The sequence below is a fragment of the Coprococcus sp. TF11-13 genome (assembly GCF_003481085.1).
GTDB classification, from domain to species: domain Bacteria; phylum Bacillota; class Clostridia; order Lachnospirales; family Lachnospiraceae; genus Coprococcus; species Coprococcus aceti.
On the sequence record NZ_QUKK01000004.1, the window covers coordinates 1 to 13,009 of the forward strand.

Genomic DNA, 13,009 nt, shown 5'->3' on the forward strand with positions numbered 1-13,009 from the left:
CTGACAATTGAGGCTGCAAAGGGTCTGGATAAGGATGAGAAGGACAAGAAGAGCGGCAAATATATCAGACGTGAGCGTTATGCCGGCAGCATGAGCAGAAGTTTCTATGTCGGTGAGGGAGTTTCCCAGGAAGACATTCATGCAAAGTATGAACATGGCGTACTGAAACTGTCGATTCCTAAGAAGGAAGAGCAGAAGAAAGTAGAGAAGAGTAATTACATCGCAATCGAATAATGTAAGAAATGCGAGATTACTTAATAACAGATGACTAATATTCGTAGAGCCCTCCGTGTATCTGCAAGGTTCAGGTATGCGGGGGGCTCTTTTGCGTTCTGCTATTAGATGTAAATGAGCATTGTGCCAGTGAAGGCGAAAAAATATTATGAATATTTTTGTGTGGAATATCTCTAAAAATATTGAAATGGTATTTGATTTATTTGATAATAGTGGTTGAGACTGTTGAGGGAGGACAAGCGGTGAAATGTTATTCAATAAAGGGGGATTTATATGTTCGATTTTCAGCAAATGTATAGAGAAAAGCTGCGTACACCGGAGGCTGCGGTGGAGTGTGTCAAGGATGGAGACTGGGTCGATTACACATCGTCCCTTGGAAAACCTGTACTACTTGACAGGGCACTGGCAAAGCGGAGAGATGAGCTGCACGATGTGAAGATCAGGGGTAATCTGATGGCTGGGCCTATAGAGGTTGCAGAGTGCGATGACAGTCAGGAGCATTTTGTGTATCATAGCTGGCACTGTTCGCAGTACGAGAGAAAGCTGTGCGATGAGGGCAAATGCTATTATATACCGATGGTGTTCCACAATAATGCGGCTTATTATGAGTATTTTCTCCATGTAAATGTGGTCATGGTGTCGGTGGGACCTATGGACAAGCATGGTTATTTTAACTTCTCGGTGAATACCGGTGTGGCTGCCCCTATTGCCAGGAAGGCTGACATAGTGATAGTTGAGGTGAATGAGCATATGCCTAAGATACGCGGCGGATATGACGAATGTATTCACATATCGGATGTGGATATGATCGTAGAGGGAGAGCATGAACCATTTGCTGATGTGAAAACACAGGCACCGCGGGAGGTTGACCGGAAGATAGCGGAGCTGCTTATTCCGTATATTGTGGACGGTTCAACACTGCAGCTCGGTATCGGAGGAATGCCAAATGCGGTGGGTGAGATGCTGGCCCAGTCAGATCTCAAGGATCTTGCCATGCACACGGAGCTCTGTTCGGACGCATATCTGGCCCTGTACAAGGCGGGCAAGCTGACAAATAAATACAAGAACATAGACCGTGGAAAAGGCGTATTTGGCTGCGCCATCGGTTCAAATGAGCTGTATGAGTGGCTGGACGACAATCCTGGGATAGCGGCGTACCCACTTGAATATGTGAACAGACCGTATGTCATATCGCAGATAGATAATATGGTATCAATAAACAGTTGCGTGGCTGTGGATCTGTACGGACAGGTGGCGGCGGAGAGCAGCGGTTCACGCCAGATCAGCGGAACCGGCGGACAGCTTGATTTCCTGATCGGAGCATCTGGCTCCCATGGCGGCAAGGCGTTTATATGCATGAGCTCCACCCACACCGACAGGAACGGAGTGAAACACTCCAGGGTTAAGCCACAGTTCAACGGAGATATCATCACTTCCCCTAGAAGTCAGGTGTATTTCCTTGCGACAGAGTACGGAGTCATCAACCTTGAGGGACGCTCCACATGGGAGAGAGCTGAGGCGCTCATCTCCATAGCTCATCCGGATTTTCGAGATATGCTGATAAAGGAGGCCCAGGAGAGAAAGATTTGGCGGAGGTCGAATAAGAGATGAAAAGATTATTTGACATAGATATAAAGGACTACGAAGCGGGCTACAAGGTATACTGCAGACCATCGGCACGTGGAATCATCCTGCAGGGAGACAAGATAGCCCTTGTCTACAGTGGGCGGGAGCACTATTACAAATTTCCAGGTGGCGGTATTCAAGGCGGAGAGGACAAAAAGGCAGCTCTTGTCCGTGAGGTCCGCGAGGAGACCGGGCTTGTGGTCATCCCTGATAGCATAAGAGAATTTGGAAGTGTACTTCGAAGACAGAAGAGTGATAAATCGGAGAATACGATATTTGAACAGGAAAACTTTTATTATATATGTGATGTTGAAGCTGCGAATATAGGACAGGAACTTGATGAATATGAGCGAGAGGCGGGATTTGTGCTAAGAGTCTTGCCAATCGATGAGGCGATATGTGCAAATGACGAGTATCACAGTGAGAATTATTTCGATGAGGTTATGATAAAGAGGGAGCTGCGTGTTCTTCAAATGGTGAAGAAACAGATGAAACTATAGACGCATCTGATTATGTGTAAAATTTTATGTGGGCTGATACTCAGAAACAGGGGAAATGGGGAATTTAAAAGTGGGGCTGCGAATGAAAGGAAAATCTAAAAAACAAAAAAGTAGAAATACGAAAAAGCAGAAATATATAAAATTGGCAATTACTCTGAGCATAGTTATTGTCATAATATTGTTCTGCAATTTTCAGAACAAACACCTTGAAACCACACATTATACATATGCGGCAGAGCAGCTTGGCGCAGATCTTGAGGGATATCGCATAGTCCAGATATCGGATCTGCACAATGCAAAGTTTGGCAAGAATAACCAGAAACTGGTGGACAGGATAAGAGAATGTGAACCTGATATGATCGTCCTGACCGGAGATCTTGTGGACTCAAATAACACAAATGTAGACCGCGCAGTCCAATTTGTGGATGAGATCGTGAAAATATGTCCGGTATACTATGTCACAGGGAACCATGAGTATTGGCTGGAGGCTTCTGAGTATGATGAGCTCATGTCTGGACTTACCCGTGCAGGGGCGGTTATTCTGGATGATCAGGTTGTGGAGATATCCAGGGGTGATGCAAAGTTCAGGCTGGTTGGGCTGGACGATAAAAGTATTGCGGATGGGACACTTGGGACGTTACTGAATAACGCTCAGAATGTGGCGCATGAGGACTCTGAGAAAAAAGAATTCACAGTAGTTCTTGCACATGAGCCACAATACCTCGCAAGGTATGCCGGCATCGGTGTTGATCTCGTGCTTTCCGGACATGCCCACGGTGGACAGTTCAGACTTCCATTTGTCGGCGGGATAGTGGCGCCGGATCAGGGATTTCTTCCAGAATATACAGCAGGTGAATATTATATGAATGGCACCGAGATGATAGTCAGCCGCGGCCTTGGCAACAGTGTGGTTCCGGTGAGGCTGTTTAACTATCCAGAGATTGTGTGCGTGGAGCTGGTGGGGAAACATTAGTTATTGTGAGAAAGTTAATGTAGATAAGAAAATGATGTACATAAAAGATCGTGGGAAGATTTTGAGTAGGGATCTTCTCACGACCTTTTAATATATTAGGATTTATTTTTCTCAGACTTCTAGCTATCGCAGCCTTTCATCCACCTCAACCTTGAAAGGAAGCTTGTTCAGAATGTCATGTTCAAGATCAATTCCCGGGTACACCTCAATGAGCTTAAGTCCCTTTTCAGTGAGCTCAAATACGCATCGTTCTGTGACGTATATAACCCTCTGTCTGTTTGCCAGCGCACGTTTTCCTGAGAAACTGATGCTTCTGACATCGTTTACGAACTTAGGAATGCTTCCCTCGTTTTTGATGGTCACGATGCCGTCATTGTCTTCCACGGCAAGCCCCTTCGTATCAAATGTGAGACAGAACACAACAGTTGCTGTCTTGGCGGTGATATTTGCAAATCCGCCTACACCGGCAAATGCGCCAGGACCCTTGTGGGCATTTACATTCCCGAACCTGTCAACCTCGATTCCGCCCATGAAACAGATATCAAGACCGCCATTGTTGTAGAGATCAAACTGGTTTGCCATGTCATAGATGGAGTCCGCGCCGATAACAGCGCCGAACACCTTGCCCGATGCCGGAAATCCTCCTACACCTCCGGATTCTACGGTCAGGGTTATCTTGTCCAGAATACCGTTCTCTCTGGCATACTTGGATACAGTCTCCGGAATTCCAACACCTATGTTGACTATATCGTCCGGTTTCAATTCCAGAGCGGCCCTTCTTCCAATGATCTCTGCGCTTGTATTGACGACATTCTTTGTCTTGGTACGACCGGAAAGCATTTCAGCCCAGTCCTGCCACTGTGAATATGGAATCTCAAAACTTCCTGTCAGGGATTCGTATGATGCGTGTCTTGGCTCCGGCGGTATCTCAACGATAGCGTCAACCAGACATCCCGGAATGATGGTATTGTGAGGTCTTGATGGCCTTGCCACAAGTCTGTCAACCTGCACGATGACCTTTCCGCCATTTGCCTTTACGGCCTGACAGATAGACAGCGCATCTCCTGCGGTAAACAGATCCTCAAATGAGATGTTGCCCTTGCGGTCGGCAGCAGTTCCCTTGATGATAGCCACGTTGATAAGCGGCAGCTTGTAGTAGAGGAATTCCTCACCGTCCAGCTCGACGTATTTAACAAGTGAGTCATCCTTTGATATGTTGTTGATTCCCGGTCCCTCAAGTCTAGGATCGACAAATATATCGAGACCAACCTTGGAGAGTGCTCCCGGAAGTCCGCCGGCCTGCGCACGTATTGCGTGTGAGATACAGCCGAGTGGGAGATTGTATGCCTCAAATCTGTCCTCAAGGACAAGCTTCTTGGTGCTGTACATGGCACCGAAATGTCCACAGATGATCTTGTCAACGGCGCCGTCTCTTATGTATCCCTCTGCCGCCTTGTTCTCATCCCACGCACCAAAGCCCGCGCTTGATATAGCGGTGAGGTGCTTCGGCGAACCTGTCCTCTGGTATCTTTTATATAATGCCTCGTGAAGCTCGATTGGAATATCTATGCCGAGAAATGAGTTGAGTGCGATCACATCTCCGTCATTTATAAGATCCATTGCCTCGTCGGCTGTCATTATCTGGTACATTTGTCTAACCTCGTATCTATAGAATCCTTTGCTGAATTTTAGTCAGTCACTTGTTATTTTTATCTTTTGAGGATGAGATGTCAAGAAGATTATTAAGGGGAATGGTGATATTGGGGTAGAAAAATTCGACTTATCCTAAAAAGATAAAAAACTTTCTTTTTTCTGACGAAAAATGCGCAAAGGATACAGAAAATCGAAAGTTTGTATCTTTTTGGAGGTTTATAACAAATAAGCGAAAATTTTATGCACAGAAGAGCAAGATTAAGTCAAAAAGATAAAATTAAAAATGCCAGATAAATATGAGCAATGGTTTGGGACTCATATCTAGCTGACATTTTTAGTTTTCTAATCAGGATATTTGATCAGATCGTACATCTTACCATAAGCACCCATATCGCGCACACCCTCAAGCTCCATGCCGAGATGCATGTATTTGTCGCACTTTGACTTGGCATCCGTCTCAAGGATGACTGGAACGTGCAATCTGTTTCCCTCAGAGAAAGCCATGTTCAGAACTTTTCTCATGTATCCCTGTCCCTGGTATTGTTCGCGGACGCAGACCATGCCGACGAATATAAAATCTTTCTTCTCTTTCTTCATTCGATCCTGAAGGGATTTTCCTCCCTTGGACAGAGCTTTTCCCATGCAGATCATTTCTTTAAGGCTCATGTTGCGAAACAGTGCTTTGAGGATAGCCATGCCAGCTTTGAAATTCATTTTCTGTCCCGGCAGGGTGTAGGCGATATACCCCTCGCCGCGTTCGCTGGTCGCGTAGAGCATTTGTCCCTCAAATGCCATACGAACGTAGCCGGCTATGTAATTTGCCACTGCCTCTTTGCTGCTGTAGAACACGCCCATACCTGTTTCTTGCCCGTAGTCGTAATATCCAAACGCATGGCCGATATCCTCGGCTGCCTGTTCATCCCATTTTGTTATCTTCATTGTATTTCCTCCGTTCAATAATTGTGTTGTAATTTCTAATTCCACCCATACGGTTAGATATATCTAACCGTAATCATATTATCATATATAGAGTGAAAATGAAACTATGATCTCATTCAGGATGACATGATAGAAATATATGAAGATGTGAAGGATGCTGATGTCATAGTGTTTGCATATGGAATATCACTACTAAAACAATACATTTGTATTGAATTGGCATAAATTAAGTATTATAATTTATAAAGAAGCGGTGAAGTTGCATATTATTAATACTAGGAGGTGCATGAGAATGGCAAGCACAATACAGGTAAGGGTAGACAATGATCTTAAGTCAAAATCAGATAAATTATTTCATGATCTTGGAACAGATACTACGACAGCTATAAGAATTTTTCTTACCCAGGCAGTTGCAAATAATGGATTTCCATTTGAGATAAAAAGGGTTGTTACAGATCCATATGTGGCAATGACAGAGGAACAGATGATAGACAAACTGACGAAGTCAAGACAACATGCTGAAAAAGGTGAATGTCGTGATGCTGATGTTGTGATAGATGATATGAGGAAGAAGTATGACTTATGAGGTGGTTTTGACAAAAGATGCAGAGAATGATTTGGATAATTTTATTCAATATCTCTTATTTGAAAAACATAGTAAACAGGCTGCAGCAAATGTTCTTCAGGACTTTGAGAATACGAAAAGAAATTTGGAAAAAATTGCTTCAAGTTTGAAACTATGTGATAATCTGCGCTTGAGAAAGCTGGGATATAGAAGAATTAATTTTGAAAGACATAGATATTTTATGCTATATCGAATAGAAGGAGAACGTATTATAGTAGATAATATATTTCATGAATTACAGGATTTTGAGGGAAAAATGATATAGAACAATCCGTAGAGCAATTAACATTAAAGAGTGGGAAGCAATACAATACGCTTCCCACATATTTTTCTTATATGAGTAAGTGTATGATAGTGTATTTCTATTTGAGATAAAAGTATTGCTGTTGTGCGGACATATGCTTATAATTAAGGATAGATGGAAACACTACTTATGAAAGGAGATGCTTTATATGGCTACAAAATCTGCAAATTTATATGCAAGGATTGAACCGGATGTCAAAGAAAAAGCAGAAAGTATCTTGTCTACGCTGGGTATCCCTGCTTCCAGTGCTATAAATATGTTTTATAAACAGATTATCTTACAGAGAGGACTTCCATTTGAGGTAAAAATACCATATGACAGACCTGTTGACATCAGCACATTATCAGATGCAGAGTTCGATGAAGAATTGGAGAAAGGATATGCGGATATGCAGGCTGGACGGACGAAAAATGCTAAAAAGGCCTTTACTGACATTCGTAAGGATTATGGAATATGATATATGAATTAGAGATATCCGAGCAGGCTGACAATGATCTGAGAGGAATTTTTGAATATATTGCCTTTGAATTACAATCTCCTCAGATTTCCTGTCTGGTTATTTTCAAGGAACAGGACACCGGCACAGTCAAGAAGCTCTTCGAAGCCCTTGGCATTTTGTCTTCTCCTGGTAAGCTGTTCGCCGGTTCTTACATTGTAGACTATATTTGCCTCTATAATCCGATTTGCATCGGGGGTCTTTATGGCCTTGTTTTCAAGGGATGACTCGGCATGGCTGTCAGCTCCTTTTTGCTAATAACACCCACAATATATCCAATTGAGAAAATGGTGTCAATGAACCGCGGGGGAATTGGGGGTATCTGAACCATATCTTTGCCGAGGGGCAGTACGCTTTCCCGGTTAATATGCGAGAACCTAATCTTCACAAAATCTTCACAAAATAATTAGCACTCACCTCTTGACATTGCTAGCATAGAGGACTATAACATAGTCAAAGATAAGAAAAGGATAGCACAACCGGTGGTGCACATGACCGTTTGACATATGCACTGCAGATTTCTGTTATATAACATTTTAGGAAAACAGAAAGGAAGTGTTCAAAATGGATAAAAACCCAAAGCATCCATTGAAGAAAAAGAAAGTAGTTCAGAAGGTATATGCGACAGCAAATCATAACGCTGCAGCAGCTGAAGAACCGGCTACACCAAAGTCAAAAAAGCATAAATAGTATATGAGACAAAGGTCCCCTGTATCTGCATCAGGCAGGTATGGGGGACTTTTTTTGTCGTGGGAACATCAATATATAAATTTGATTTCTGAATATGGGGTTACTGATGTATAATATATATAACAAATATTTATGGGATATATTGTCGGACTTGACAGACTGATATATTTTCGAACTAAAATATATTGAGTGTTGATGGGATAATAGATTTGGGACACATGGGGAATATGAAAAATATGGAGAATGCGGAAGGAACGGAAACAACAGATAAGGTCAGAAAAACGGGTAAGCTGGATGAGAAGCTTTTGCCGCCGGACAAGCTTGTACTGCCTAAAGCCTCTACGCCCAAAAATCAGAACAAGCTTAATATGAAGATACTTCTGGTGGAAATTCTCATTGTGGCAGTGATCGCTGTGATCGTGATAGTTATGGCAGTAAATGGTAAGGGCAGGAATCCTGACATGAAAGGGTATTACTATAGAGGGCGCTGGCATCCAATAGGATTCGCCGGCATAGACCTGTATGGTTTCATTATGCTCATACTTATGTGTATTGGCCTCGGAGTGATGCGGGTAATCCCGGGTACTATAGCGGATTTTTCGACAAGACCGGGGAAAGAGAAACGTGGGGAGCTTGAATCTATCAGGAGAAATAATTATGCAAAGCATTTGTGCAGATTGATCGAGATCGATAAGACGGAAATTTTGGATAATATGAGAGATAGATTCAATCCTGTAGTCCAAATCCTTTTTTCGGAGGCACAGGCTGAATGTCTGAATAGATCGAGGGCCTGCAATCATCTTATGGTCAGACTGGGGCTTGGCAGTGTGGATATATCTGATCATGTGGTGGTTCAGGAGGCTGGCGGAAAGCGGGAGAGAGAGGTACAGCTCACAGACGTTGCAAATGAGGTGAAGATAAAAACGGCAGTTATCCACGACTTGCCGGTGGTGCTGGATCTCAGCCGTACCGGGGTTATAGGAATAGTAAGTGATGGAAATAAAAAGAGTGCATTTGATATAGCGAGAAATATCATAGGCCAGCTTGAGATAAATGAGACAAATGACAGGATTCAGCTAGCATTTGCCTGTGATCCGGGTGATGGTGAATGGGTAGGATATGATGAGCTTTATCTGGCGGACCGTAAGAATGGAGAAATCTCTTTTGCCGCAGGAGAAGCTGATGTGAAGGGCTTGTTAGACATGCTGGCAAATGAGCTTCAGAAAAGAAATGGTACTCTGGATTATTTTGTGAATAGCGAGAATGTAGGCGGATATAGGCATATAGTTTTGTTTGTTGACGATCCCGGACTTCTGGAGGGGCATTTGATAAATCGGTACATTTTGCCGGGGGAAGAAAATCTGGATTTTACAGTTGTCGTTCTCTCTGATGATGAAGAGAAGTTTATTTTGGAGATGGACTGTGAGATAATACAAAATGATGATTTTGCGGGAATATATAAGCCTGGAACGGAAGAGTGGATAGAGATCAAATTTGACAGGGTGACCGAGGCAAGGCTGTGGAGTCTGGATGAGATTGTAAGAAAGAACAGTGAAAGGATGGTGCAGGATGAGCTACGTAGAATTTAAAGATGTTAAGAAGGTATACAAGACAGGAGAGGTGGAGATCAATGCTCTGCGCGATGTGGATTTCGAGATAGAAAAGGGAGAGTTCTGTGTCATAGTCGGAGCCTCCGGTGCGGGCAAGACTACTATCTTGAATATACTTGGCGGTATGGACACTCTGACAAGCGGCAGTGTGAAGCTGGATGGCAGAGAGATATCAACTCTGAATAAGAGACAGCTCACGGCATACAGAAGGTATGATGTGGGATTCGTGTTCCAGTTCTACAATCTGGTACAGAACCTCACAGCACTTGAGAATGTGGAGCTGGCGGCACAGATCTGCAAGGAACCGCTGGATGCTGCGACAGTTCTAAAGCAGGTGGGACTTGAGAATCGTATGGCGAACTTCCCGGCACAGCTCTCCGGAGGTGAGCAGCAGAGAGTTGCCATAGCAAGGGCGCTTGCAAAGAATCCAAAGCTTCTGCTCTGTGATGAGCCGACCGGAGCTCTGGATTACAACACAGGCAAGGCTGTGTTGAAGCTCCTTCAGGATACATGCAGAAATACGGGAACGACAGTTATAGTCATAACGCATAACCAGGCACTCACAGCCATGGCGGACAGAGTCATCACGGTTAAGAGCGGAACTGTGGAGAAAGTGGTTATGAATGATAACATCAGGAACGTTGAAGATCTGGAATGGTAGGTGGCCTATGAAATCAATGATGAGACGCACGACATTTCGTGAGATAAAAAATACATTTGGAAGATTTGCAGCCATCATGGCGATCATAGCCTTGGGCGTGGGTTTCTTCTCGGGGCTCAAGATGACGAAACCGGACATGATGAATACCATGTCGAATTTCCTTGACGAGGGAAATTTCTATGATCTGCATCTCCTGTCGACTCTTGGATACACGGATGATGACGTGAATTCATTTGCCGGGGAGAAGGATGTGCTATACGCAGAGGGCGGTTACAGCCTGGATGTCCCATACGAGAACCAGGGCGAAAATGACAGGGTGCTGAAGACTATGTCAGTTCCGGAAAACATCAACAAACTGAGTCTTGTGGACGGACGCATGCCGGAAAAGGAAGATGAATGTGTTGTAGATGCCAAGATGGACAGTATAAAGACAGGCGATGTCATAGAGGTGGCAGATGACGATGCTGCAGAAGGTGAGGGCGGCAGTACACAGGATATCCTGAAGGTGAAGAAGTTCACCGTTGTCGGAACTGTCAACTCCCCTCTTTATATTAATTTTGAAAGAGGCACCACAACCCTTGGAAATGGTAAGATCGCAGGCTTTGTATATGTCAGTCCTGAAGCATTTGACAGTGAATGCTACACCGATGTATATGTGAAATTTGACAGAAAGTTTGATCTGTATGCCGATGAGTATGAAGACTATATAGACGACAGGAAGGACGAATGGGAGTCAATATGTAAGGCCAGTGTACTGGACAGATATAAGGATATCCTCATGGCAAAGGGTATGACGGAGGATATGGTGAAGGACATAACGCTGGATGATGCAGATGGTGTGAACTATTACATACTCGGCAGGGAGACGAATATCGGATATGTCTGCTTTGAGAGTGATTCAGATATAGTAAATGGAGTTGCAAAGGTTTTCCCTGTATTTTTCATATTGGTTGCCGTTCTCGTGTGTATGACTACCATGAACAGGATGGTTGAGGAACAGCGCTCGATGATAGGCATGCTGAAGGCACTCGGCTATGGCAAGGCGGCGATCATGGGAAAATATATGATCTATTCGGGAACTGCGGCGGTGGTAGGATGTGCAGGTGGATATCTTATAGGTACCTATGTATTTCCGGAGGTTATCTGGTATGCATATAATATGATGTATATACATCTGCCGCTTGAGAGAACCACAGACTGGACGCTGGTTATTGGAGTGCTGGCAGCCTCACTTCTGTGCACTGTTGGCACAACATGGTTTTCCTGCAGATACGAGCTTTCCGAGACTGCGGCAAGTCTTATGAGGCCTAAGGCTCCGAAACCGGGCAAGAGGGTGTTCCTTGAGCATATCCCATTTATATGGAAGAGACTGAAATTTCTGAGAAAGGTAAGTGTCAGAAATGTATTCAGATATAAAAAGCGTTTTTTCATGATGATAATAGGAATAAGCGGATGTACAGCGCTGCTGCTCACAGGCTTTGGAATAAATGATTCCATAAGCGGATTTGCTGACAATCAGTATGGGAAGATACAGGTCGGAGATGGAGTGATAACGCTGAATACATCGATTGCGGGTGATGGAGAAGATGAACGATTCCGTAGTCTTAAAGACCTGCTGGAGGAGGATACCTCCTGCTATGATCTCGTCAGTGAATCTACATGGGAGCTGGTGCATGATGGAGGCGTAAAGTCCGTGAACATGGTCATCATGGAAGAACCTGAGCACGTTGACAGGTATATGAAGTTTGCTGATAAAGACGGTGCGAAGATAGAATATCCGGGCAAAGGGGAAGCTGTGATCAATACTGCGCTGGCAGAACAGTATGACATCAAAACAGGCGATGTAATAACGGTCAGAGACAGCGGGATGAAAGAGATAAGAGTCTCCATATCAGGCATATTCAGGAATCATGTATACAACTATGTGTATATCTCACCTGAAACATATGAGGATCAGATGGGGGAGGCACCTCAGTACAAATCGGTGTACTTCAATCTTGAGGAAGGCGCAGATTCGCATGAGATATCTGCCGATCTTATGGGTGATGCAGCAACAGCGTCAGTGACTATCAACAAGGATATGAAGAACAGAATATCCAAGATGATGGAGAGTCTGAATTATATAGTAATTGTAGTCATACTCTCGGCTGGTGCGCTTGCATTTATCGTTCTTTACAATCTTACAAATATCAATATCACAGAGCGAATCAGGGAGATAGCGACCATAAAGGTTCTGGGATTTTTCAAAAACGAGACTTCGGCTTATGTGTTCAGGGAGAACAGAGTCCTGACGACATTCGGAATCGCTGTGGGACTTGTGCTTGGAGTTTTTTTACATGCATTTGTCATAGGCCAGATCAAGGTGGATATGGTTGCATTTGATACATATATAGCACCGATGAGCTATGTGTACAGTATAGTTCTGACATTTGCGTTTAATTTTCTTGTCAACAGAGTCATGTCAGTCAAGCTTGATAAGATAAATATGGCGGAGTCGCTTAAGTCGGTGGAGTGATCCTTTTATATATGGCATGTATCAGAATAGCCAAGATGCTTATTACGATCCACAGGGCGTACAGTATAGACGGTACGTTCTGTGGATTTTTTTGTAAAAAAGTTGTTTTCACCGCCTGTTACTAGCCTTTTGGTTAGTGTACATTGAAAAACACAGCAATTATAATTGTAAATATATTATTGA

The 13,009-nt window shown here is 43.7% G+C and carries 14 protein-coding genes; 12 read left to right on the forward strand and 2 right to left on the reverse strand.

Annotation, left to right across the window (positions count from 1 at the left end; translation table 11 throughout):
- From DXD11_RS07870 to DXD11_RS07885, 4 genes are all read left to right on the forward strand, one after another.
- The coding region (locus DXD11_RS07870; RefSeq protein ID WP_147360975.1) for an Hsp20 family protein at positions 1-234 on the forward strand (234 nt) is incomplete at its 5' end.
- A gap of 273 nt (positions 235-507) precedes the next feature.
- The gene (locus DXD11_RS07875; protein ID WP_117551070.1) at positions 508-1,845 is read left to right on the forward strand and encodes an acetyl-CoA hydrolase/transferase family protein; all 1,338 of its coding nucleotides are present in this window, start codon (positions 508-510) and stop codon (positions 1,843-1,845) included.
- Positions 1,842-2,360: an NUDIX domain-containing protein gene (locus DXD11_RS07880; protein ID WP_118758127.1), complete on the forward strand. Its 519-nt coding sequence runs from the start codon at positions 1,842-1,844 to the stop codon at positions 2,358-2,360. Before DXD11_RS07875 ends, DXD11_RS07880 begins: the two co-directional genes overlap by 4 nt.
- Positions 2,361-2,502: 142 nt before the next feature.
- The gene (locus DXD11_RS07885) at positions 2,503-3,333 is read left to right on the forward strand and encodes a metallophosphoesterase (protein WP_243105837.1); all 831 of its coding nucleotides are present in this window, start codon (positions 2,503-2,505) and stop codon (positions 3,331-3,333) included.
- Positions 3,334-3,456: 123 nt separating this feature from the next.
- Here the strand turns inward: DXD11_RS07885 and DXD11_RS07890 are convergent, their stop codons facing one another.
- Both DXD11_RS07890 and DXD11_RS07895 read right to left on the reverse strand, forming a co-directional pair.
- Entirely contained in the window at positions 3,457-4,983 is a 1,527-nt protein-coding gene (locus DXD11_RS07890) for a CoA-transferase (protein WP_015534080.1), read from the reverse strand.
- Positions 4,984-5,328: 345 nt separating this feature from the next.
- Positions 5,329-5,925 carry an N-acetyltransferase gene (locus DXD11_RS07895; RefSeq protein WP_117551077.1) on the reverse strand — a complete coding sequence of 199 codons (597 nt, stop codon included), beginning with the start codon at positions 5,923-5,925 and terminating at the stop codon, positions 5,329-5,331.
- A gap of 292 nt (positions 5,926-6,217) precedes the next feature.
- Between DXD11_RS07895 and DXD11_RS07900 the strand changes: the two genes are divergently transcribed.
- The 8 genes from DXD11_RS07900 to DXD11_RS07930 all read left to right on the forward strand — a co-directional run bounded on the left by DXD11_RS07900 (position 6,218) and on the right by DXD11_RS07930 (position 12,826).
- A complete protein-coding gene (locus tag DXD11_RS07900; RefSeq protein WP_117551079.1) occupies positions 6,218-6,511 on the forward strand; it encodes a type II toxin-antitoxin system RelB/DinJ family antitoxin in 294 nt (97 codons plus the stop codon).
- Positions 6,501-6,815 (forward strand): type II toxin-antitoxin system RelE/ParE family toxin, encoded by a 315-nt coding sequence (locus tag DXD11_RS07905; RefSeq protein ID WP_117551080.1) that lies wholly within the window; start codon positions 6,501-6,503, stop codon positions 6,813-6,815. The genes DXD11_RS07900 and DXD11_RS07905 overlap by 11 nt, the downstream gene beginning before the upstream one ends.
- A gap of 187 nt (positions 6,816-7,002) precedes the next feature.
- Positions 7,003-7,311: a type II toxin-antitoxin system RelB/DinJ family antitoxin gene (locus DXD11_RS07910; protein ID WP_118758129.1), complete on the forward strand. Its 309-nt coding sequence runs from the start codon at positions 7,003-7,005 to the stop codon at positions 7,309-7,311.
- Positions 7,308-7,577 carry a hypothetical protein gene (locus tag DXD11_RS14530; RefSeq protein WP_118758130.1) on the forward strand — a complete coding sequence of 90 codons (270 nt, stop codon included), beginning with the start codon at positions 7,308-7,310 and terminating at the stop codon, positions 7,575-7,577. Before DXD11_RS07910 ends, DXD11_RS14530 begins: the two co-directional genes overlap by 4 nt.
- Positions 7,578-7,914: 337 nt before the next feature.
- Positions 7,915-8,040: a hypothetical protein gene (locus DXD11_RS14695; protein ID WP_015534073.1), complete on the forward strand. Its 126-nt coding sequence runs from the start codon at positions 7,915-7,917 to the stop codon at positions 8,038-8,040.
- A 236-nt stretch (positions 8,041-8,276) separates the two neighbouring features.
- A complete protein-coding gene (locus DXD11_RS07920) occupies positions 8,277-9,629 on the forward strand; it encodes a hypothetical protein (RefSeq protein ID WP_118758131.1) in 1,353 nt (450 codons plus the stop codon).
- Positions 9,610-10,311, forward strand: coding sequence for an ABC transporter ATP-binding protein (locus DXD11_RS07925; RefSeq protein WP_118758132.1), 702 nt, complete (start codon positions 9,610-9,612; stop codon positions 10,309-10,311). The genes DXD11_RS07920 and DXD11_RS07925 overlap by 20 nt, the downstream gene beginning before the upstream one ends.
- Positions 10,274-12,826: an ABC transporter permease gene (locus DXD11_RS07930; RefSeq protein ID WP_118758133.1), complete on the forward strand. Its 2,553-nt coding sequence runs from the start codon at positions 10,274-10,276 to the stop codon at positions 12,824-12,826. The genes DXD11_RS07925 and DXD11_RS07930 overlap by 38 nt, the downstream gene beginning before the upstream one ends.
- The last annotated feature ends 183 nt before the right edge of the window (positions 12,827-13,009 follow it).

Excerpts from the sequence above, each read along its gene's own strand:
- DXD11_RS07930 (WP_118758133.1), top strand. The coding sequence starts at position 10,274 with ATGATAACATCAGGAACGTTGAAGATCTGGAATGGTAGGTGGCCTATG.
- DXD11_RS07910 (WP_118758129.1), top strand. The coding sequence starts at position 7,003 with ATGGCTACAAAATCTGCAAATTTATATGCAAGGATTGAACCGGATGTC.
- DXD11_RS07900 (WP_117551079.1), top strand. The coding sequence starts at position 6,218 with ATGGCAAGCACAATACAGGTAAGGGTAGACAATGATCTTAAGTCAAAA.
- DXD11_RS07905 (WP_117551080.1), top strand. The coding sequence starts at position 6,501 with ATGACTTATGAGGTGGTTTTGACAAAAGATGCAGAGAATGATTTGGAT.
- DXD11_RS07890 (WP_015534080.1), bottom strand. The coding sequence starts at position 4,983 with ATGTACCAGATAATGACAGCCGACGAGGCAATGGATCTTATAAATGAC.
- DXD11_RS14530 (WP_118758130.1), top strand. The coding sequence starts at position 7,308 with ATGATATATGAATTAGAGATATCCGAGCAGGCTGACAATGATCTGAGA.
- DXD11_RS07875 (WP_117551070.1), top strand. The coding sequence starts at position 508 with ATGTTCGATTTTCAGCAAATGTATAGAGAAAAGCTGCGTACACCGGAG.
- DXD11_RS07880 (WP_118758127.1), top strand. The coding sequence starts at position 1,842 with ATGAAAAGATTATTTGACATAGATATAAAGGACTACGAAGCGGGCTAC.
- DXD11_RS07920 (WP_118758131.1), top strand. The coding sequence starts at position 8,277 with ATGGAGAATGCGGAAGGAACGGAAACAACAGATAAGGTCAGAAAAACG.
- DXD11_RS07925 (WP_118758132.1), top strand. The coding sequence starts at position 9,610 with ATGAGCTACGTAGAATTTAAAGATGTTAAGAAGGTATACAAGACAGGA.
- DXD11_RS14695 (WP_015534073.1), top strand. The coding sequence starts at position 7,915 with ATGGATAAAAACCCAAAGCATCCATTGAAGAAAAAGAAAGTAGTTCAG.
- DXD11_RS07895 (WP_117551077.1), bottom strand. The coding sequence starts at position 5,925 with ATGAAGATAACAAAATGGGATGAACAGGCAGCCGAGGATATCGGCCAT.